18 protein-coding genes are annotated in these 20,130 nt (G+C 73.2%); 12 read left to right on the forward strand and 6 right to left on the reverse strand.

What is annotated here, in order from left to right; translation table 11 throughout:
- The first annotated feature begins 1 nt into the window (after nt 1).
- Nucleotides 2–223, forward strand: a complete 222-nt coding sequence (locus ACFPL3_RS23410) for an MbtH family protein (RefSeq protein WP_343943876.1) — start codon at nt 2–4, stop codon at nt 221–223.
- 47 nt (nt 224–270) lie between these two features.
- Nucleotides 271–1,221, forward strand: coding sequence for a methionyl-tRNA formyltransferase (locus tag ACFPL3_RS23415; RefSeq protein ID WP_343943875.1), 951 nt, complete (start codon nt 271–273; stop codon nt 1,219–1,221).
- Between the two features lie 15 nt (nt 1,222–1,236).
- Here the strand turns inward: ACFPL3_RS23415 and ACFPL3_RS23420 are convergent, their stop codons facing one another.
- Entirely contained in the window at nt 1,237–2,124 is an 888-nt protein-coding gene (locus ACFPL3_RS23420; protein ID WP_343943874.1) for a LysR family transcriptional regulator, read from the reverse strand.
- Nucleotides 2,125–2,250: 126 nt separating this feature from the next.
- On the opposite strand from ACFPL3_RS23420, the gene ACFPL3_RS23425 reads away from it, so the two are divergent.
- The 5 genes from ACFPL3_RS23425 to ACFPL3_RS23445 all read left to right on the forward strand — a co-directional run bounded on the left by ACFPL3_RS23425 (nt 2,251) and on the right by ACFPL3_RS23445 (nt 7,248).
- The gene (locus ACFPL3_RS23425; protein WP_343943873.1) at nt 2,251–3,456 is read left to right on the forward strand and encodes an enolase C-terminal domain-like protein; all 1,206 of its coding nucleotides are present in this window, start codon (nt 2,251–2,253) and stop codon (nt 3,454–3,456) included.
- On the forward strand, nt 3,453–4,574 hold the full coding sequence (locus tag ACFPL3_RS23430) for a maleylacetate reductase (protein ID WP_343943872.1): 1,122 nt from the start codon (nt 3,453–3,455) through the stop codon (nt 4,572–4,574). The genes ACFPL3_RS23425 and ACFPL3_RS23430 overlap by 4 nt, the downstream gene beginning before the upstream one ends.
- Nucleotides 4,571–5,539, forward strand: a complete 969-nt coding sequence (locus ACFPL3_RS23435; RefSeq protein ID WP_343943871.1) for an NAD(P)-dependent oxidoreductase — start codon at nt 4,571–4,573, stop codon at nt 5,537–5,539. Before ACFPL3_RS23430 ends, ACFPL3_RS23435 begins: the two co-directional genes overlap by 4 nt.
- A gap of 28 nt (nt 5,540–5,567) precedes the next feature.
- The gene (locus tag ACFPL3_RS23440) at nt 5,568–6,908 is read left to right on the forward strand and encodes an MFS transporter (protein ID WP_343943870.1); all 1,341 of its coding nucleotides are present in this window, start codon (nt 5,568–5,570) and stop codon (nt 6,906–6,908) included.
- Nucleotides 6,909–7,002: 94 nt separating this feature from the next.
- On the forward strand, nt 7,003–7,248 hold the full coding sequence (locus ACFPL3_RS23445) for a hypothetical protein (RefSeq protein ID WP_343943869.1): 246 nt from the start codon (nt 7,003–7,005) through the stop codon (nt 7,246–7,248).
- 24 nt (nt 7,249–7,272) lie between these two features.
- Here the strand turns inward: ACFPL3_RS23445 and ACFPL3_RS23450 are convergent, their stop codons facing one another.
- Nucleotides 7,273–9,591, reverse strand: coding sequence for a transketolase-like TK C-terminal-containing protein (locus ACFPL3_RS23450; RefSeq protein WP_343943868.1), 2,319 nt, complete (start codon nt 9,589–9,591; stop codon nt 7,273–7,275).
- Between the two features lie 102 nt (nt 9,592–9,693).
- On the opposite strand from ACFPL3_RS23450, the gene ACFPL3_RS23455 reads away from it, so the two are divergent.
- Nucleotides 9,694–10,212 (forward strand): Lrp/AsnC family transcriptional regulator, encoded by a 519-nt coding sequence (locus ACFPL3_RS23455; RefSeq protein WP_343943867.1) that lies wholly within the window; start codon nt 9,694–9,696, stop codon nt 10,210–10,212.
- On the opposite strand, the gene ACFPL3_RS23460 is transcribed toward ACFPL3_RS23455, so the two are convergent.
- Nucleotides 10,199–11,167 carry a D-2-hydroxyacid dehydrogenase family protein gene (locus tag ACFPL3_RS23460; RefSeq protein WP_343943866.1) on the reverse strand — a complete coding sequence of 323 codons (969 nt, stop codon included), beginning with the start codon at nt 11,165–11,167 and terminating at the stop codon, nt 10,199–10,201. The two genes, ACFPL3_RS23455 and ACFPL3_RS23460, sit on opposite strands and share 14 nt — an antisense overlap.
- A 123-nt stretch (nt 11,168–11,290) precedes the next feature.
- Between ACFPL3_RS23460 and ACFPL3_RS23465 the strand changes: the two genes are divergently transcribed.
- The 3 genes from ACFPL3_RS23465 to ACFPL3_RS23475 all read left to right on the forward strand — a co-directional run bounded on the left by ACFPL3_RS23465 (nt 11,291) and on the right by ACFPL3_RS23475 (nt 15,449).
- Nucleotides 11,291–13,120: an ABC transporter ATP-binding protein gene (locus ACFPL3_RS23465; protein WP_343943865.1), complete on the forward strand. Its 1,830-nt coding sequence runs from the start codon at nt 11,291–11,293 to the stop codon at nt 13,118–13,120.
- A gap of 248 nt (nt 13,121–13,368) precedes the next feature.
- Nucleotides 13,369–14,055, forward strand: coding sequence for a response regulator transcription factor (locus ACFPL3_RS23470; RefSeq protein WP_343943864.1), 687 nt, complete (start codon nt 13,369–13,371; stop codon nt 14,053–14,055).
- Nucleotides 14,056–14,066: 11 nt separating this feature from the next.
- Complete coding sequence (locus ACFPL3_RS23475; RefSeq protein WP_343943863.1) at nt 14,067–15,449, forward strand: HAMP domain-containing sensor histidine kinase; 1,383 nt, start codon at nt 14,067–14,069, stop codon at nt 15,447–15,449.
- A gap of 15 nt (nt 15,450–15,464) precedes the next feature.
- Here the strand turns inward: ACFPL3_RS23475 and ACFPL3_RS23480 are convergent, their stop codons facing one another.
- Together ACFPL3_RS23480 and ACFPL3_RS23485 are read right to left on the reverse strand one after the other, a co-directional pair.
- A complete protein-coding gene (locus ACFPL3_RS23480; RefSeq protein ID WP_343943862.1) occupies nt 15,465–16,793 on the reverse strand; it encodes a right-handed parallel beta-helix repeat-containing protein in 1,329 nt (442 codons plus the stop codon).
- Between the two features lie 217 nt (nt 16,794–17,010).
- Nucleotides 17,011–18,243: a CoA transferase gene (locus ACFPL3_RS23485; RefSeq protein ID WP_343943861.1), complete on the reverse strand. Its 1,233-nt coding sequence runs from the start codon at nt 18,241–18,243 to the stop codon at nt 17,011–17,013.
- A 297-nt stretch (nt 18,244–18,540) separates the two neighbouring features.
- Between ACFPL3_RS23485 and ACFPL3_RS23490 the strand changes: the two genes are divergently transcribed.
- A complete protein-coding gene (locus ACFPL3_RS23490; RefSeq protein ID WP_343943860.1) occupies nt 18,541–19,524 on the forward strand; it encodes a TerC family protein in 984 nt (327 codons plus the stop codon).
- 22 nt (nt 19,525–19,546) lie between these two features.
- Here the strand turns inward: ACFPL3_RS23490 and ACFPL3_RS23495 are convergent, their stop codons facing one another.
- Nucleotides 19,547–20,080: a YbhB/YbcL family Raf kinase inhibitor-like protein gene (locus ACFPL3_RS23495; RefSeq protein ID WP_343943859.1), complete on the reverse strand. Its 534-nt coding sequence runs from the start codon at nt 20,078–20,080 to the stop codon at nt 19,547–19,549.
- Nucleotides 20,081–20,130 lie beyond the last annotated feature (50 nt).

Raw genomic sequence — 20,130 nt, forward strand, 5'->3', positions numbered from 1 at the left:
CATGTCCACGAACCCGTTCGACGACGAGAACGGCGAGTTCTACGCGCTGATCAACGACGAGGGCCAGTACTCGCTGTGGCCCACGTTCGCCGAGATCCCGGCCGGCTGGACGGCCGTGCACGGTCCCGGCCCGCGCGCGGAGGTGCTCGAGCACATCGAGGCCAACTGGGCCGACATGCGCCCGCGCAGCCTGGTGGAACAGATGGAACGCGGCGCGCAGTAGCGGTCGTAACCGACGACGAGCCGGAACCGGTGGAGAGGGGACCGCGGATGCGGGTTGTGGTGTTCGGGTACATGACGTGGGGTCGGCGCACGATCGAGGCGGTGCTCGCGGCGGGCCACGACGTGGCGCTGATCGTGACGCACCCGGACGGCGACAACCCGTACGAGAAGATCTTCAACGAGTCGGTGGCCGAGTTGGCGGCCGACCGCGACATCCCGCTGCTGGTGCGCGACCGGGCCGAGGACGACGAGGTCCGCGCGGTGGTCGCCGGTGCACAGGCCGACGTCATGGTGGTCGCGAACTGGCGCACGTGGCTCCCGCCCGAGGTGTTCACGCTCCCGCGCCTGGGCACGGTCAACGTCCACGACGCGCTGTTGCCCGCCTACGCCGGGTTCGCCCCGCTGAACTGGGCGCTGATCAACGACGAGCCCGAGGTGGGCGTCACCGCGCACATGATGAACGCCGAGTTCGACGCGGGCGACATCATCCTGCAGATGCGCACCCCGGTGACCGACGAGGACACGGTGGTCGACCTGTTCGACCGCACCCTCGCCATGTTCGGGCCGATCACCGTGGAGGCGCTCGAGCGGGTGGCGGCGGGCCGCACCGACTGGACACCCCAGGACCGCACCGCGGCCTCCTACTTCCACCGCCGCTCGGAGGAGGACAACCGCATCGCCTGGACGTGGCCCGCGCGCGACGTGTTCAACCTCGTGCGCGCCCAGGTGGACCCCTATCCGAACGCCTACTGCTTCTACCGGGGCGAGCGGCTGCGGATCCTCCGCGCCCGCGTCACCGACGACGTCATCGGTGGCACACCGGGGCGGATCGTCATCCGCCGCGGGCGCGGCGTCGTGATCGTCGCGGGAGCCGAGGCCCGGCGCGGGCGCAGCCGCGGCGTGCTGATCGAGCGCGTGCGCACCGACGACGGGCGTGAGTTCGACGCGGCGGACTGGTTCCCCCACATGGGCGGCTACCTGACCTCGTACCCCGGTTGATCTGCGGGAGCGGCGTCAACGGACCTCGCGGCCTGCTGCCCGGGCCGCCTCGACGAACGCCCCGACCGCGGGTGACACGCCGTCGGGGTGGTGGGCCACGCCCATGCTGAGCTGCGGCCCGCCCCGCAGTGGGCGGTAGACGACACCGGGCCGGTTCAGCCGCTGCACCTCGCCCGCGATGAACCCGAGCCCGACGCCCGAGCTCACCAGGGCGATGATCGACTGCGCCGGGTAGGCCTCCATGGCGATCTCCAGGGTGAAGCCCGCCGCGCGGCTCATCGAGATGATCGCGTCGTAGAGCTGGGGCGCGATCTGGCGCGGGAAGATCACGAAGCGCTCGCCCGCGAGCTCGGCCAGCTCCAGCGATCCGTGCCCGGCCAGGCGGTGATCGTCGGGCAGGGCGAGCTGGAACGGCACCCGGGCCACCTCCTCGGCGCTCAGCCCGCCGTCGTCGAGCGGCGGGTGGACCAGGCCGACGTCGATGTCCCCGGCGCGCAGCGCCTTCTCCTGCTCGGCGGTGGTGAGCTCGCGGACGATGACGCCCACGCGGGGGAGCGCCGCGCGGAACCGGCGCACGGTCTCGGGGAACATCACGTACAGCCCCGGTGACGTGACCCCCACGGTGAGCTGGCCGATCTCGCCCCGGTCGGTGCGCTGGGCGAGGGAGACCGCCAGGTCGAGCTGGCGCAGCGTCCGGCGCGCCTCGCGCAGGAACACCTCGCCCGCAGCGGTGAGCACGACGGTGCGCTTCGTGCGGTGGGCGAGCTGCACGCCGAGCTCGCGCTCGAGCGTGCGGACCTGCTGGCTCATGGCCGGCTGGCTGACGTGGCAGCGTTCGGCGGCGCGGTGGAAGTGCAGCTCTTCGGCGAGGGCGACGAAGCACTCCAGTCGGAAGCGGTCCACGGCGGGCATCCTCGCAGCCGACGGCGCCGCTGAGAAGATCTTCTTATCACCTGATCCCAACTAAGAGTTGGACTCGATCACCGCTCGCTCCTTAGCGTCGTGCAGCCCGACGAAGGAGAACGTGCGATGTTGCCCCCGACGCCGAACGACCCCGGCGCCATCCGCATCACGGCCGTGGAGACGGTCGTCGTCAACGCGGAGATGCGGAACTGGATCCTCGTGAAGGTCCGCACCGACCAGGACGGCCTCGTCGGGTGGGGCGAGGCGAGCCTGAACTGGAAGACGCGCGCCGTCGTCGGCGCCGTCGAGGACCTCGCCACGATGATCGTCGGGCGGGACCCGCGGGACATCGAGCAGGTGCTGCGGGTCATGACCAAGCACAGCTACTACCGGCTCGGGATCGTCGGCGTCACCGCGATCAGCGGGATCGAGCACGCGCTGTGGGACATCCTGGGCAAGTCGCTGGGCCAGCCGGTCTGGCGCCTGCTCGGCGGGCAGGTGCGCGACCGGGTGCGCGTCTACACCCACCTCGGGCTCGGCGACATGCGCTCGGTGTACGACACCGTGGACGAGGGGCAGCTGCGCGAGCGCGCCGCCAAGGTCGTCGAGCAGGGCTACGACGCGCTCAAGGTCGTGCTGATCCCCTACGGCGGGCACCTGTCGACGCCTGCCGACCGCAGGCACGTGGACCGGATGATGTCCGTGCTGCGCTCCACGGTCGGGCCCGACGTCGACATCATGATCGACTTCCATGCCCGGCCGGCCTCACCGGCGGCCGCGCTGCAGTACATCGAGATCCTCGGCGGGTACGACCCGATGTTCTGCGAGGAGCCGGTCGCGCCCGGCGACACCGAGGCCCTGCGCGCCGTGGCCGCCCGCACGAGCGTGCCCCTCGCCGCGGGGGAGCGCCTGGTCGGCCTCCGGGAGTTCCTGCCGGTGCTCTCGTCCAAGGCGCTGGCCGTGGCGCAGCCCGACCTCAACCACACCGGCGGGCTGCTCGAGGGGAAGCGGATCGCGGCGGTCGCCGACGCCGAGCTCGTCGGCGTGGCGCCGCACAACCCGAACGGGCCCATCGCGGGCGCGGCCGCGCTGCACTTCGCGGTGAGCACCCCGAACTTCGTGATCCAGGAGGAGATGAGTGGCGCCGTCGACTGGTACGACGAGGTCGTCAGCGCGCCGATGAAGCGCGTCGGCAGCCACTGGGAGATCCCCACCGCGCCGGGCCTCGGCGTCGAGGTGGACGAGGCCGCGGCGGCCCGCCACCCCTACGAGCCGGAGGTGCCGCACAGCAGCTCGGCCGTGCTCGGCGACGGAACGGTGGTGGACTGGTGAACGTGCGCCACTTCGCCCACCCCGGCGGGGGCGTCTACAACGCGACGCCGGACCGGGTCGTCTTCGGCCCGGGCAGCGTCTCGCTGCTGCCTGCCGAGGTCGACCGGCTCGGGGTCCACGCGCCGCTCGTCGTCACCACGCCGGGGCGCGTCGAGATGGGCAAGGAGGTGGCGGCCGGGCTGGGCGACCGGTGCGCAGGCATCCTCCCCGAGGCGGCCAGCCAGGTGCCGATCGAGCTCGCCCGCCGCGGCCGCGAGGTCGCCGCCGAGATGGGTGCCGACTGCCTGGTGGCGGTCGGCGGTGGCGCCGCCACCGGGCTCTGCAAGGGCATCGCCTACGAGAGCGGGCTGCCCATCATCGCCGTGCCCACCACCTACTCCGGGTCGGAGATGACCGGCTACTGCGGCATGACGATCGACGGCGTCAAGCGCATGCACGAGAGCCCGGCGATGCTGGCCTCCGTCGTGATCTACGACGCCGAGCTGTCCTGCGGGCTCCCGCCGGCTGTCACCGCGTCGAGCGCGATGAACGCGCTGGCGCACTGCATCGACGCCGCGTACCTGCCGAGCATCAGCCCGCTGCTGCGACCGGCCGCGGTCGAGGGGGCACGCGTGGTCACGAGCGCGCTGCCCGCCGTGCTGGCCGACCCGGACGACCTCGGGGCCCGCAACGAACTGCTCTACGGCGCCTACCTCGCGGGCGCGGCACTCACCGGCGGGTTCGCGCTGCAGCACGCCGTGGCCCACATGCTCGGCGGCAGCTTCGGGGTGGAACACGGTGTCGCCCACGCCGTGGTCCTGCCCTACGTCACCGCCCACCTCGTCGAACGCGCGCCCGAGGCGATGGGCCGCGTGGCCGACGCCGTCGGCACCTCCGACCTCGCCGGCCACATCTGGGACGTCGCTGTGGCGGCCGGCCTGCCCGTCCGCCTGTCCGACGTCGGGGTCGGGGACGAGCACATGGACACGGCGGTCCGGATCGCGAGCGACGGCGAGTCCTACGACGTCAACACCTCCCTCGACGCGGGCCTGGACAACCCGGCTCCGGTCACCGCGGAGGTGGTGCGCGCCATCCTGTCGGCGGCCGCCGCGGGTGGGCGGCCGGGGGCTGGCCGATGAGGATCCACCTGGTCGGCGAGGCTGCCGAGCACGAGGGCGACCTGCGTGCGCACCTGCGGCATCCCGCGGAGCTCACCGCACTGCCCGCGGACGCGGCGCACGACACCCGTCACGACGAGCGGATCGCGCCCGAGGACGTCGTCGTCTCGCTGCGGTTCGCGCGACCGGCCGCTGCGGCCCCGCCGTTCCGGCTCCTGCACGTGCCCGGGGCGGGTCTGGACGGGATCGACCTGGACGCCCTGCACCCCGCCACCGCGGTGGCCAACGTGTACGAGCACGAGATCCCGATCGCCGAGTTCGTGCTCGCCCGCCTGCTCGAGTGGGAGATCCGGGCCGGTGACCTGCAGGCCGCCTTCGCCGCGGACACCTGGCCGGACGCCTACCGCGGCCGGATCCCGCACGGCGAGCTGTTCGGCAAGACGTTGGGAATCATCGGCTACGGCCGGATCGGGCGGGCGATCGGGGCGCGGGCCGCGGCGTTCGGCGTGCACGTGCGCGCGGTGGACGACCGGGCCACCCCCGACGGCAGCGCGGAGCTCCTCCCGGCGACGGCGCTCGACGAGGTCCTCGCCACGGCCGACCACGTCGTGGTCGCCTGCCCGCTCACCCCGGCCACCACCGACCTGATCGGCCGGAACGCGCTGCGCCGCATGCAGCGCCACGCCGTGCTCGTCAACATCTCCCGCGGCCCCGTCGTCGACGAGGCCGCGCTCTTCGACGCGCTGCGCGAGAACCGCATCGGCGGCGCCGTCCTCGACGTCTGGTACGCCTACCCGCGCTCGGCCGAGGACCGGCCGGCTCCGGCGTCCCACCCGTTCTGGGAGCTGCCCAACGCCTGGTGCACGCCGCATTCGTGCGCATGGACGCGAGAACTGGCACAGCGGCGCTACCGCGCCATCGCGCTGAACATCGACCGCCTCGTGGCCGGTCACCCCCTGACCAACCTCGTCCGCGCCGGCCACTAGGGCCGCCGCCCGCTTCCGAGGAGCGCCGATGAACGCCGCCCCCACCGCAGACTCCATCTGGGAGGAATCCCGGCATCGCCTCATCCGGGCGACGCTCGTCGGCAGCCTGATCGAGTGGTACGACATCGCGATCTACGGCCAGGCTGCCGCGCTCGTGTTCGGCACGCTGTTCTTCCCGGACTTCTCACCGACCGCCGGTCTCGTCGCCGCGTTCGCGACGTTCGGCGTGGGCTACTTCGCCCGCCCGGTGGGCGCCCTGATCTTCGGTCACATCGGCGACCGGTACGGCCGCCGGACCGCGCTCGTCGGCACCCTGCTGCTGATGGGGATCGCGACGGTCGTCATCGGGTTGCTCCCGACCTACGCGAGCGTCGGGCTGGCCGCCCCGATCCTGCTGGTGCTCTGCCGGCTCCTGCAGGGTCTCGGGGTGGGCGCCGAGTACGTCGGCGCCGTCACGATGGTCGCCGAGTTCGCGCCGGTCCACCGCCGCGGCTACTACTCCGCCCTCCCGGCCTGCGGGGTGTTCCTCGGCATCGGCCTCGCCGCCGCCGTGAGCGGGCTGGTGGCCACGCTGCCCACCGAGCAGCTCATGAGCTGGGGGTGGCGGGTGCCGTTCCTGCTCAGCGTGCTCGTGGTGGGGATCGGGCTGCTGATCCGGCTGCGGGTGCCCGAGTCGCCCGTGTTCGCCGAGCTGCGGGAGGCCCGCAAGCGCACGCGCGTGCCCGCGCTCACGATGGTGAAGGCCATGCCGGCCCGGCTCCTGCTCGTGATGATCGCCAACGGCCCGCTGGCCTTCAACATCTACGTGGTGCAGACCTACGCCCTGAGCTACCTCAAGGGCAACGGCGTGCCGGGTTCGACGTCGCTGTTCGCGTTGCTCGTCGGCTGCGCCGTGGGCGCGGCCGTCATCCCGCTCGTCGGACGGCTCTCCGACCGGACCGGTCGCAAGCCGGTCTACCTGGCCGTGTCGGTGTTCTGCGCGCTGATCTCGTTCCCGTTCTTCTGGCTGCTCGACACCGGCAACCCGACCGCGATCCTCCTGGCGTTCGCGCTCGCCCTCGGCGGCGGGTGCCTGGCGATGTTCGGCTCGCAGGCGGCCTACTTCGCCGAGCTGTTCCCCGCGGCGTACCGGTTCAGCGGGTTCGCCCTCGGCCGGGAGATCCCCGGCGCCCTGCTGGCCGGGCCGGCTCCCATCATCGCGGTCGGGCTCGTGGCGGCCGGCGGTGGCGCCCCGTGGCTGCTCGCCGTGGCCCTGGTGGTGGTCGCGCTCGCGAGTGCCGTGGCCGTGGCCGTGCTGCCGGAGACGCGGGGTGCGGAGCTGGCGCCGATGGTGGCCGTCGACGGTGATCTGGCGGCGCGCGGCAGCTGAGCCGCCCCGGAGCTGGTGGTATGCATATCAGATGTCTTTCACCCGCTACGGTGAATGGTGTAGGTCACGTCGGTAGCGGACGGGTCGTGGACGGGTGGACAACGAACCCAGGTCGATCTTTCTAGGCGAGCTCCACTCCGGACACCGCGGTAAATCGATCTTCATAGAGCGCAGCGGCGGGCACGGCCTCAGCGGCATCCTGTCCGAGGTGCACCACTACGGCACCTCGGATGGCGCCCGCACGAAGATCATCGTGGTGTGGTGGCCGGACATCGAGATCCCGCTCGACCTGGGCAGCGACGACCTGGCGATCGTGCACCTGCCCGCCGGCTCGCCCTGAGACCGCCGCCCTCACGGGCCGCGCTCACGCACCCAGGTCGATGGCGGCCCGGATCACCGCGTCGGCGTCGATCCCGTGGTGGCGCTGGACGTCCTGCAGGCCGCCCGACTGGCCGAAGCGCGTGACGCCGAGGTGGGTGGCGGGCAGCCGGTGGATGCCGGCGAGGAACGCCAGGGTGTGCGGATGGCCGTCGTGCACGGTGACGAGCGGTGCCGCCCGGCGGGCGGGGAAGGCCGCCTCGAGGATCCAGGTGTCGCCGCTGCCCTGCCCGGAGCGGGCCTGCACCGCGTCGAACAGCAGGCTCGGGCTGGTCACGCACACGACGTCGGCCGGGATGCCGAGGCTCTCGAGCCGCTCGGCGGCGGCGAGGGCCTCCGGCACCACGGCGCCGATCGCGGCGATCGTCACGGCCGGCCGGTCCGCGGTGCGGCGCAGCGGGTAGGCGCCGGCCACCACCTGGCGGCGGCGGTGCTCGCGGGCGGCCGGGTCGGCGGGCACGGCCGCGAGGGTCTGGTCGACGGGCCGGGTGGACAGGCGCAGGTAGGCCGAGGTGCCGTCGGGCCGGCCCAGCCGCGCGAGTGAGGCCAGCAGTGTCCACTCGACGTCGATCGCGAACGCGGGCTCGTAGCTGACGCAGCCGGGCTGCTCCAGCGTCACGGACGGGGTGGTGATCGACTGGTGGGCGCCGCCCTCCGGCGCGAGGGACACCCCGGACGGGGTGCCCACCAGGATCGACTGGCCGCCCGCGTAGATCCCGAACGACCAGGGTTCGAGGGCGCGCTCGACGAACGGGTCGTAGAGCACCCCGATCGGCAGCAGCGGCTCGCCCCAGCGGCTCCAGGTGGCGCCGAGCTCGCCGAGCAGGCCGACGAGGTTGGTCTCGGCGATCCCCAGCTCGAGGTGCTGGCCGGTGGGCCGTTCGCGCCAGTGCAGGATCGTCTCGGGGTCGTCGGCGAACCAGTCCACCCGCTCCCGGTTCGACCACACGCCGACCTTGTTGACCCAGCCGGCCAGGTTGGTCGACGAGCTGACGTCCGGGCACAGCGTCACCACGCGCCGGGCCGCGTCGGGCGCAGACCGGGTGAGGTCGAGCAGGGCCCGGCCGAGCGCGGCCTGGGTGGTGGCGGTGCCCGACGGCGTGCGGCCGAAGTCGGTGGGAACGGCGGCCGGATTCGCGGCCGGGGTGGGTGCGCGGCGCAGCCGGTCGGCGACCGCGCCGCACAGCGCCGCCTCGGGCGATCCGTCCGGGAACCGGGCCCACGGGTCGTCGGCCGCCGCCCCGAGCCGCTCGGCGAGGCCGGTGACCTGCTCGGTGGTGAGCAGGGACGAGTGGTTCTGCGGGTGCCCCTCCGTGGGCAGCCCGTAGCCCTTCACCGTGTAGGCGAAGATCACCGTGGGCCGGTTGTCGTCGATGGCGCCGAGCGCGTGGTCGAGCGCGGCGAGGTCGTGGCCGCCCAGGTTGCGCACGGCCGCGTGCAGCGTGGCGTCGTCGAGGCCCGCGACGAGCGCCGCCAGCTCCGGGTCGTCGCCGGGCAGCCGCTCGCGCAGCTGCGCGGGGGTGCAGCGCAGCAGGCGCTGGTACTCCGGGTTCGGCATGGCGTCGATCCGCGCCCGGAGCGCGGTGCCGCCGGGCCGGGTGAACAGCTCCTCGAGCAGCCGCCCGTACTTGACGGTGAGCACTTGCCAGCCGCCCGCCTCGAACATGCCCTGCAGCCTCGGCACCCCGATGTTCGGCACGACCCGGTCGAGCGACTGCCGGTTCACGTCGACGATCCAGACGACCTCGCCGAGCTCGGCGACCATCGGGTCGAGGATCGCCTCCCAGCAGGCGCCCTCGTCCAGCTCGGCGTCGCCCACCAGCGAGTACTGCCGCCCGGCGCCCACGTCGGCGCCACGGGAGCCGAGGTAGCGGCGGGCGAGGGCACCCCACAGTGGCGCGGTGGCCCCGATCCCCACCGACCCCGTCGAGTAGTCGACCGGGTCCGGGTCCTTGCTGCGCGAGGGGTAGGCCTGCAGGCCGCCGAACTCGCGCAGCGTGGTGAGGTAGCGCTCGTCCAGCTCACCCAGCAGGTAGTTGACGGCGTGCAGCACCGGCGAGGCGTGCGGCTTGACCGAGACGCGGTCCTCGCTGCGCAGGTGGCCGAACCAGAGCGCGGTCATGATCGTCACCATCGAGGCGCTCGACGCCTGGTGCCCGCCCACCTTCAGCCCGCTCGGGTCGCTGCGCACGCGGTTGGCGTGGTGCACGATCGAGGTGGCGAGCCAGAGCACCCGCTGCTCGATCGCGCGCAACGCCTCCAGGGAGGGTGCGCCCGCCTCCGGTCGCCCGACCGCGAATGTCATGACGTCCTCCTCGTGGCACGATGCCCTCGGATCGCATCAGGCGGTGGCGGACTGCGCAACCGCAGCGCGAACGGTTGTGCAGATTGCTCAGAGGGGGACGTGATGGTGACAGGGGGAGCGGGCACTGTGCGCAGTGGCGGGAGCATCGACGCCACCGACGCCCGGCTGCTGCTCGCGCTCGCCGAGAGCCCGCGCGCCACCGTGCTGGCCCTCGCCGAGCGCACCGGCCTCTCGCGCAACACCGTTCAGGCCCGGCTCGCCGGACTGGAGGCGCGCGGGGCGCTCACCACGTTCGAGCGGCGCGTCGACCCGGCCGCCCTCGGCTTCCCGCTCACCGCGTTCGTCATGGTGCAGGTCACCCAGCGGATGCTCGCGGAGGTCGCCGCCGCGCTGCGGGAGGTGCCGGAGGTGCTGGAGGTGCTGGGGCTCTCCGGGCCGTCGGACCTGCTGGTCCGCGTGGTCGCCCGCGACGCCGACGACCTCTACCGGATCGCCGGGCAGCTGCTCGCCACCGACGGCGTCGAGCGCACCACCACATCGCTGGTGATGCGCACGCTGGTGGAGCACCGGGTCGCGCCCCTGCTGGAGCAGATCGCGGCGCCCGGGGTCAGTCCGCCGTGATCGTCCTGATCGGCGCGCCGGCGAGGTAGGCGGAGAGGTCCTCGACGATCTCGCGGTGGAAGCGCGCGTAGTTCCGCTTCGTGACGTAGCCGAGGTGCGGCGTGGCGAGGACGTTGGGCAGTGACCGGAAGGGGTGGTCGGCGGGCAACGGCTCGACGTCGAACACGTCGAGGGCGGCGCCGGCGATGTCGCCGCCCCGCAGCGCCTCGACCAGGGCGTCCTGGTCGACGATCGGTGCCCGCGAGGTGTTCACGAGGAATGCCTCCGGCCGCATCAGGCCCAGCTCCGCGGCGCCGAGCAGGCCGAGGGTGCGCTGGGAGAGGACCAGGTGGATCGTGACGACGTCGGAGCCTGCGAGCAGGTCCTCCTTCGAGGGGGCGAGCCGGGCCCCCACCTCCTCGGCCCGCTCCGCGGTGAGGTTGCGGCTCCACGCCGTGACCTCCATGCCGAACACGCGCCCGATCCGGGCCACCTCGCTCCCGATCCGCCCGAGGCCGAGCACCCCGAGCGTTGCTCCGGCGAGGTCGGTGCCGACCGTGCGCTGCCACGGGCCCTCGCCGCTGCGCAGCCCGGCGTTCTCGACCGCGATCGAGCGGGCCATGCCCGTGATGAGAGCCCACGTGAGCTCGACGGTGGGGCTGACCATCCCGCCCGTGCCGCACACGACCACGCCCCGCTCGGTGGCCGCGGCGACGTCCACCGAGGCGTTGCGCATGCCGGTGGTGACGAGCAGTCGCAGGTTCGGCAGCCGTTCGAGCAGCGACCGGGGGAACGGCGTGCGCTCCCGCATGAGCACCACGATCTCGTGGTCGCGCAGCGCCTCGACGAGGGTGTCCTCGTCGGCCATGTGCTCGCGGAAGACGTCGACGGTGACGGAGTCGCGCACCGGCGACCAGTCCGCGGCGGCGAGCGCCACGCCCTGGTAGTCGTCGAGCACTGCGCACCGTCGTCTCACGGGCTCCTCCAGGTGTGAGCGGGCCGCAGCACCGCGGCGCGGTGAACCTACCGCCACCGGAAACTCGGTGGACCGGGCGGCACGGGCTCTCGACCATGGTGGGCCGAGAGACCGGGGGAGTTCATGACGAGCGCGCTCGAAGCGCCGCCCAGGGTCGGCCCGGTCGGGCCGGCCACCACCTCGAACCAGCGCGCCGCCGCGCTGCGCCTCGCGCTGCGGCTGTACGCGGGGGAGCTCGGCCGCACCAAGGTCCGCAGCGGCGCGGCGCTCGTGCTGCCCGCCCTGGGCAACATCTGCGTGAGCTACCTGCCGCCGCTGCTCGTCGGGCAGCTCGTGGGCCTGCTGGCGGCGGGCGAGCCGGGCACGGCCGCGCTGATCACGCCGTACGTCCTCGGCTTCCTGGCCGCGATGCTCGCCGGTGAGGCGCTGTGGCGCGCCGGGATCCACTTCCTGAACCGCACCGAGGCCGACGGCATCTCGCGCCTGCACACGCGCGGGATGGAGGCGCTCCTGGCCAAGGACGCGGCGTTCTTCCACGAGAACTTCGCGGGTTCGCTCACCAAGCGCGTGCTGAGCTTCGCGCAGCAGTACGAGAACTTCGTGGACGCCCTGATGTTCCGGGTGGTCGGCCAGCTCCTGCCGCTGGGCTTCGCGTCGGTGGTGCTGTGGCGCTACGACCCGCTGCTGGTCGTCGTGCTGCTCGGCATGATCGCGGCCACGGCGGTGCTGGTCACCCCGCTCATCCGCCGCAGGCAGGCCCTCGTCGACGCGCGCGAGGCCGCGTGGGCCCGGCTGTCCGGGCACGTCGCCGACACGATGGCCAACATGGACGCCGTCCGCACCCACGCGGCCGAGCCGCGGGAGGCGGCCGAGCACCTGCGCCGCCTCACCGAGCTGCGCAGGCTCACCCTGCGCGCGTGGGACTACCACAACCTGCGCATCGACACCCTGGTCGCGCCGCTGTCGGTGGCCACCGCGGTGGCGGGCCTGCTGCTCGCGCTCGGCGCCGCCCGCGGCGACGGGGGGCCCGGGGTGGAGGCGGTGGTCGTCACGGTGGCGTACTTCGGCCAGGCCACGCAGATCCTCTTCCAGTTCAACCAGACCTACCGGCAGCTCGAACGCTCGCTCACCGAGGCAGCGCAGTTCACCGAGTTGCTGCTCACCGGCCCCACGGTGCTCGACCCTCCGTCCCCGCAGCCGCTCGCGGCCGGGCCGCGCGACGTGCGGCTGGACGGGGTCCGGTTCGCCTACCCCGGGCACACCACGCCGCTCTTCGACGGCCTCGACCTCACCGTGGCCGACGGGGAGCGGGTGGGGCTCGTCGGCCACTCCGGCGGCGGCAAGACCACGATCACCCGCCTCCTGCTGCGCATGATGGACGTCGGCGGCGGGCGCATCCTGGTGGGCGGGCAGGACATCGCCGCGCTCTCGCAGGCCGACCTGCGCAGCCTCATCGCGTACGTGCCGCAGGACCCGGTGATGTTCCACCGCACGCTGCGGGAGAACATCGCGTTCGGCCGCCCGGGGGCCGGCGCGGCGGAGATCCGGGAGGCGGCGGCCGCGGCGCACGTCCTGGAGTTCGTCGACGGGCTGCCCGAGGGGTTCGACACGCTCGTCGGCGAGCGCGGGGTGAAGCTGTCCGGCGGGCAGCGCCAACGGGTGGCGATCGCGCGGGCGATCCTGCGCGACGCGCCGATCCTGCTGCTCGACGAGGCCACCAGCGCCCTGGACTCCGAGAGCGAGGCCCACATCCAGCGCGCGGTGTGGACCCTCATGGCCGGCCGCACGTCCATCGTGGTGGCCCACCGCCTGTCCACGGTGGCGGGCATGGACCGCCTCGTGGTGCTGGACCGCGGGGCCGTGGTGGAGGAGGGCCCGCACGCGGCGCTGCTGGCGCGGGGTGGCCGCTACGCGCAGCTGTGGAACCGGCAGAGCGGCGGCTTCCTCGCCTGAGCAGCCGCGCCGCCCGCCGGGGTGGTGGCCGGGACACGCCCGGGGCCCTCGGCCACCCCCTCCGCAGCCGTGGCGTCAGGACCCGGTCGTGCCGGGCAACCGGCCACCGGGCACCGTTCTAGCGGGTGGAGGCGGTGGCGGCGAGCGGCCGGCGCGGATCGTCAGGTCGTCGTCAGGTGGCGCGCGGGCGGCCGTCACCGTGATCGGTGACAATCCCGGGTGCCCGACCCGGCGAGGAGGCACTCGGCATGCAGGCTCGGCTCCTGCTCGTGGAGGACGACGAGCGGATTCGGCAGGCCCTCGGGCTCGCGCTCGCGGACGAGGGCTGCGACGTGGTGGAGGCGGCGTCCGGGGAGGAGGCGCTCGGCAGGCTCGGGACGACCCCGGTGGACGTCGTGCTGCTGGACCTCATGCTGCCCGGCATGGACGGCCTCGACGTGTGCCGCACCCTGCGCGACCGGGGCGACCTGCCCATCATCATCGTCTCCGCGCGCACCGACACCGCCGACGTGATCGAGGGGTTGGAGGCGGGAGCGGACGACTACGTCACCAAGCCGCTGGTCGCGAGCGAGCTCGCGGCGCGGATCCGTGCGCTGCTGCGCAGGCGCCATGGCACCGGCGAGCCGCGGCGCTCGTTGCGCGTCGGCGACGTCGAGATCATCCCCGACGAGGACGTGGTGCGCCGCGCCGGCCGGGAGGTCCACCTCACCCGCACCGAGTTCCGCCTGCTCGTCGAGCTCGCGGCCGCCGAGGGCCGCGTCGTCACGCGCGAGGAGCTGCTGAAGCGCGTGTGGGGTTACGACTACTTCGGCGACACGCGGCTGCTCGACGTGCACATCCGGCGGCTGCGCCGCAAGGTCGAGCGCGACCCGGACGAGCCCGAGTGCGTGGTCACCGTGCGCGGGCGCGGCTACAAGGCCGGCACCCCCGGCTGAGGTGGTCCGTGGTGCGGATCGTGCGGCTCACGCTGCGGCGGCGGGTGGCCGCGGCGTTCGGCCTGGCGTCGCTCGTGGTCACCGGGGTGCTCGCCGCCGCCACCTGGAACCTGGCGGGCGACTACATGCTGGACCAGCGCGAGATGAGCGCGGTGCGCCAGGCAGAGGTGAACGTCCGGCTCGTCGACCAGGCCCTGCGGACGGGGGCCGACGGGCTCGACGACCTGCTGTCCGGGCTCACCTCCGACTCCGAGTCCACGGTGCTGGTGTCGCGCCCGGAGGGCTGGATCACCAGCGGGCGCAGGGTCGACCCCGCGGCGCTGCCCCCGCCGCTGGTGTCGCTGGCGAGCAGCGGTGTGGCGGACACTGAGCGGATCGTGGTGGACCGGGTCCCCGTGCTCGCCGTTGCCCTGCCGGCGTCGGTCCGCCCGGACGTCTACATCGAGCTGTTCCCGCTCGTCGAGCTGGAGCGGACGATGGGCTTCCTCGGCCTCGTGCTGGCGTCGGGGGTGGCGGCGAGCGGCCTGCTCGGCTTCGCGCTCGGGGCGTGGACGGGCAGGCGCGCCCTGCGGCCACTCACCGAGCTCACCACGGCCGCGTCCCGGATGGCGGGCGGGGACATGCGCGCCCGGCTCCCGGACTACGCCGACCGCGACCTCGCGGCGCTGGCGTCGGCGTTCAACGACACCGCGGAGGCGCTGGAGGCGCGCGTGCGGCAGGACGCCCGCTTCGCGGGCGACGTGAGCCACGAGCTGCGCTCACCGCTCACGACGATGGCGAACGCGGCCGCGGTGCTGCGCCGCCGTCGCGGCGAGCTCGCGGGCACCGCCCGCCAAGCGCTGGACCTGCTGCTCTCGGAGGTGGACCGGTTCGAGCGGATGGTCGTGGATCTGCTCGAGATCTCGCGGCACGACCTGGCCTCCGACGAGACGGGCGCCGGTGGGACGACCACCGAGCTCGTGGACCTCGGTGAGCTCGTGCGCATGGTGCTCGACGTGCGGCGCTGCACCCCGGCGGTGATCGAGATCGAGCAGCCGGCGCCCCTGGTGCAGGGCGACCGGCGGCGGCTGGACCGGATCGTGGCGAACCTGCTCGACAACGCCGACCGGTACGCGGGCGGGGCCGTGCGAGTGGCCGTGCTGCACTGCGACGGGCGCGCGCGCCTCGAGGTGGACGACGCCGGTCCAGGGGTGGCGCCCCACCTGCGGGAGCGGGTGTTCGAGCGCTTCGCCCGCGGCGACCAGGCCGGACAGCGCGGGCAGGACGGCGGGAGCGGGCTCGGGCTCGCCCTCGTCGCGCAGCACGTGCGCGCCCACCACGGCACCGTCCGGATCGAGGACCGGCCCGGCGGGGGTGCCCGGTTCGTGGTGGAGCTGCCAACGGCGGAGGGCTGACGGCCGGGTGGCACGTCAGCTGCTCAGGGCGTCCGCTTCCTCGTTGCCGAACACCTCGTTGTCGCCCTCGTCGGCCTCGTCGCCGCCCTTGATCATCAGGCCGACCCGGCTGCCGAACACCGTGTTGCCGGTCAGCTCGAACCCGCTCACCGTGTCGACGTAGACGCCGTAGCGCTCGTTGCGCCCGATCGTGTTGCCGCGCACCGTGGTCTCGGCCGCCTCGCTGACCAGGCGGATCCCGTCCTTGCCGTTGCCCCGCAGCTGGTTGTCCGCCACCACGTTGCTCCGGGAGGTCTGGGTGATGCCGACGCCGGACTCCGCGTTGTCGTAGACCTTGTTGGCGCGGATCTCGTTCTCGTGCGACTCGTTGATGTTGATCCCCTGCGCCGCGTTGCCGAACGACTCGTTGCCCTCGATCAGGTTCCGGTCCGAGTTCTGGTACATCACGATCCCGTGGTGCTTGTTGGCGTACACCACGTTGTCGCGGATCACGCTGTCGACGCAGTCCTCCGCGAGGATGATCCCGTGCTTCCCGTTGTGGTGCACCACGTTGCGCTCGATCACGAGGTTGCGCGACTCGGTGTGCGGGTCGACGCCGTAGAGCACGTTGTCGTGGAACTCGTTGTCGGTGACCTCGAGGCCGTCCACCTCGTAGGAGTAGAGGCCGTAGTAGAGGTGGGAGATCACGCTGCCGCGGATGTGCCCGGTGGTGCCCTCGGTGCGCCAGGACAGGCCGTAGGACTCCACGTCGCCCGAGCCGAGGAAGCGCAGCTCGGCGTCGTCGATCGTCATGGTGGCGCCGTCGCGCGCCAGGAGGTAGCTGCGGCGGTCCTCGTGGTCCTCGTCCACCGTCTGCGTGCCGGGGTCCCAGGACGTGATGCACGTGCCCTCGACGGCGAGGCCCCCGCCGTAGGCCGTGATCGACACGAACGCCCCGCCGCCGCCGGCCATCCGGAGCCAGTGCACGTCGGGTGCGGCCACCCGCAGGGACGCCCCGGGCTGCACGGCGATGTTCGCGCCGAGGAACCACACCCCCGGCTCGACCTCGCGCAGGGCGGAGTCGGCCACCTCCTCGCCCAGCGCGGGGAGCGGCACGTCCTCGCCGCCCGTCAGCACGATCGTGTTCGTGGCGGCGTCGAAGCGGGCCTGCGGCTCGCCGCCGTCCGGCGCGGTGCCCGTCGCCGGGGCCGTGCCGGGTTCGCGGGAGCACGGCCGGGCCGGGTCCACCGCGCCGTGCTCCGGGACCTCGCGGCGGGGCAGCGGCTCCGGTGGCGCGCTGCAGCCGGTCACGACGAAGGCCAGCACGGCCGCCGCGGTGATCAGAAATGGCCGGACGCTGCTCACCGGAATTCGCTCCCCTCGGTCGGTGTCCCGGCCCGGCACGGTAGTTCCGGGGACGGGGGAGCTCCCGGATCGGGCCCGCCCGGTGCCGTCCGCCGGCCCACGGCGCTGTGACCAGCGGGGGAGCGGCACCGGATCCGCCGGATCGCGGCGGCGCGGGCGCCGGTGACCGGCCGCGGACACCGGCGCCGGGCGACCTGACGATCAGCTGACGTTGTGGTCAGCCGGCGCGGGCCGCGCCGATCACCCCGCGGTCGCGCAGCCCGGCGATCTCATTGCTGCTCAACCCGAGCACCTCGGCGAGCACCGGCTCGGTGTCGCGGCCCAGCACCGGCGGCCGGCCGGGTTCGCCGTGCTCGCCGTTCCACCGCAGCGGGGACCGGGCGGTGACGGCGGGGCTGCCGTCGGGCAGGGTCTGGTCGGCGAGCACGGGGTGCCTGCCGTCGCGGTGCGCGGCGACGACGTCGGTCATGCCCTGGTAGCGACCCCAGAGCACGCGGGCGGCGTCGAGCTCGTGCTCGACGGTGGCCGAGTCGCGGGCGGCGAACCACGGCTTGAGGATCGCGGCGATCGTGTCCCGCAGCCGGTAGCGCTCGGCCTCGAGCGTGAGGTCCGCCCCGAGGGCGTGCTCGAGGGCGGTGAACACCTCGTCGGTGCCGGTGACGGACTTCAGGGCGGTCCACTGGCCGGGCGTCAGGGCCACCACCATCACCCGGCTGCCGTCGGAGCAGGCGAAGTCGACGCCGAACGAGCCGTAGACGTGGTTGCCGTGGCGGGGGCGGTCGTGCCCGCGCTCGGCCGCCTCGGAGAGCCACCCGAGGTTCGCCACACCGGCGAGCGCGACGTCGGCGAGGGCGAGCTCGATGTAGCTGCCGCGGCCGGTGCGGGCGCGTTCGTGCAGCGCGGCGAGGACCCCCGTCGAGACGGACAGGCCCGTGACCAGGTCCCAGGCCGGGAGGACGTGGTTGACCGGCGCGCCCCCGCCCTCGGGGCCGGTGATCTGCGGGATGCCGATCTCGGCGTTGACCGTGTAGTCCACAGCGGGGCGGCCGTCGGGGTGCCCCTGCACGCGCAGGTGGATCAGGTCGGGGCGGCGGCGCACCAGCTCGGAGTTGGCCATCCAGCGGCGGCCGACCACGTTGTCGATCAGCACGCCCCGGTCCGGGCCCGGCGCGGTGATCAGGGCGGTGACGAGCTCGCGCCCCTCCTCGGAGCGCAGGTCGACCTCCACGGACCGCTTGCCCTTGTTCAGGGAGTCCCAGTAGTAGCTCTCGGCGTCGACCGGCCCCGCGCCGCCGCCCGCGACCGGCCAGCGCCGGTGGTCGGAGTTGCCACCGAGGGGGTCGACGCGGATCACCGAGGCGCCGAGCTGGGCGAGGGTCATGCCGCCGGTGGGTCCGGCCACGAAGCTCGCGCACTCGACCACGTGCAGGTTCTCCAGGGGTCCGCTCACACCGGGCACCCTGCCAAATCCGGGTGGGACGGCCACGGTGCGGGGTGCGGGGAGTGGCCTCGGTCACCCCGAATGGCGAAGTTTGTGATCAATGGGGCAAGCTGGAGCAGCACCGCAGGGGAGTATCCCGGCAACGGTGGCGTCGTCAGCACGGAGAAGGCCCCGCGGCCTCGGATCGACAATCACGCGGGTCCCGAACCCGGCGCCATCGATTCGCGGTTCCGTTTGCTCGCGGGCCGCGAAGGGGAGAGACCTCGGGGCGGCCCACTGCTGCCCGAGACCCCTGGAGAGCTCTTCGTGAACGTGCCCGTCTGGCTCTGGTTCGCCACCATCGGCGGCCTGGCCGCTGTCATCATCGCCGACCTGCTGGTGGTCAACCGCAGGCCGCACGAGGTGACGATCCCGGAAGCCACCCGCTGGGTGCTCTTCTACATCAGCCTGGCCGTGCTGTTCGGCCTGGGCATCTGGTACTTCGCCGGTGGCACGTACGCCGGTGAGTTCTTCGCGGGCTACATCACCGAGTACTCGCTCTCGGTGGACAACCTGTTCGTCTTCGTGATCATCATGTCGTCGTTCGCGGTGCCGGCGATCCACCAGCACCGCGTGCTGCTCGTCGGCATCGTGATCGCGCTGATCATGCGCGGCCTCTTCATCGCCGTCGGCGCGGTCGCCATCAACGCGCTGAGCTGGGTCTTCTACCTGTTCGCCGCGTTCCTGATCTACACCGCGGTCAACATGGTGCGCCAGGGCGTGGGCGGTGACGACGAGGAGTGGAAGGAGCCCCGCGTCGTCGGGATGATCCGACGCGTCCTCCCCGTCACCGACGACTACCACGGCTCGCACATCTCGGTCCGGATCGACGGCAAGCGCTGGGCCACCCCGATGCTCATCGTGATGGTCGCGATCGGGCTCACCGACCTGCTGTTCGCGCTCGACTCCATCCCGGCGATCTTCGGCCTCACCCAGGAGGCGTACCTGGTCTTCACCGCCAACGCCTTCGCGCTGATGGGGCTGCGCCAGCTCTACTTCCTGCTCGGCGGCCTGCTCAAGAAGCTCGTCTTCCTCTCCTACGGGCTCGCCGTGATCCTCGCCTTCATCGGCGTGAAGCTCGTGCTGCACGCCCTGCACGAGAACGAGCTGCCGTTCATCAACGGCGGCGAGCACGTCCCGGTGCCCGAGATCGGCATCGCCCTCTCGCTGTCAGTGATCGTGGGCGTCCTGGCCATCACCACGATCGCCAGCCTCATCGCCGTGAAGCGCAACCCGGCCCTCGCCGAGTGACCGGGTCGCGCCCCGGCGGTCCTCAGCCCTTGTTCTCGTAGATCGGCACGATCGCGCCGCGCGCGAGGGTGTGGCTGAACAGGTTGAAGCCCAGGAACGCGGGCCGCGCGTCCTTCGGGATCTCGAGGCTCGGGACGTCCACCGCGTGCACCACGAAGAAGTAGCGGTGCGGCCCGTGCCCGGGCGGCGGGGCCGAGCCCAGGTAGCGGGCGAGACCGGCGTCGTTGGGCAGCTGGAAGGCCCCGGCGGGCAGCGCCGCGCCACTCTCGTCGCCCGCTCCGGCGGGCAGCTCGGTGACCGAGGCCGGGATGTCGACCACGGCCCAGTGCCAGAAGCCCGAGGCCGTGGGGGCGTCCGGGTCGTAGCAGGTCACGACGAACGACTGCGTCTCCGCCGGGAACCCGCTCCAGGACAGCTGCGGCGACCGGTCCTCGCCGCCCGCACCGAAGATCCCCGATCGCTGGGGGACCGGCAGCGTCTCCCCGTCGGCGATGTCGGTGCTGGTGACGGTGAAGGAGGGGACCGGCGGCAGCTCGGCGTACGGGTCGTGGGGCATCGGGTGAGGGCTCCTTCGCTCAGGGGTCGGCTCGTACCCCTGGCACCGTA

The organism is Pseudonocardia zijingensis, from assembly GCF_042657305.1.
GTDB lineage: Bacteria > Actinomycetota > Actinomycetes > Mycobacteriales > Pseudonocardiaceae > Pseudonocardia > Pseudonocardia zijingensis.

Excerpts from the sequence above, each read along its gene's own strand:
- ACFPL3_RS23415 (WP_343943875.1), top strand. The coding sequence starts at position 271 with ATGCGGGTTGTGGTGTTCGGGTACATGACGTGGGGTCGGCGCACGATC.
- ACFPL3_RS23495 (WP_343943859.1), bottom strand. The coding sequence starts at position 20,080 with ATGCCCCACGACCCGTACGCCGAGCTGCCGCCGGTCCCCTCCTTCACC.
- ACFPL3_RS23435 (WP_343943871.1), top strand. The coding sequence starts at position 4,571 with ATGAGGATCCACCTGGTCGGCGAGGCTGCCGAGCACGAGGGCGACCTG.
- ACFPL3_RS23440 (WP_343943870.1), top strand. The coding sequence starts at position 5,568 with ATGAACGCCGCCCCCACCGCAGACTCCATCTGGGAGGAATCCCGGCAT.
- ACFPL3_RS23425 (WP_343943873.1), top strand. The coding sequence starts at position 2,251 with ATGTTGCCCCCGACGCCGAACGACCCCGGCGCCATCCGCATCACGGCC.
- ACFPL3_RS23470 (WP_343943864.1), top strand. The coding sequence starts at position 13,369 with ATGCAGGCTCGGCTCCTGCTCGTGGAGGACGACGAGCGGATTCGGCAG.
- ACFPL3_RS23465 (WP_343943865.1), top strand. The coding sequence starts at position 11,291 with ATGACGAGCGCGCTCGAAGCGCCGCCCAGGGTCGGCCCGGTCGGGCCG.
- ACFPL3_RS23410 (WP_343943876.1), top strand. The coding sequence starts at position 2 with ATGTCCACGAACCCGTTCGACGACGAGAACGGCGAGTTCTACGCGCTG.
- ACFPL3_RS23455 (WP_343943867.1), top strand. The coding sequence starts at position 9,694 with ATGGTGACAGGGGGAGCGGGCACTGTGCGCAGTGGCGGGAGCATCGAC.
- ACFPL3_RS23450 (WP_343943868.1), bottom strand. The coding sequence starts at position 9,591 with ATGACATTCGCGGTCGGGCGACCGGAGGCGGGCGCACCCTCCCTGGAG.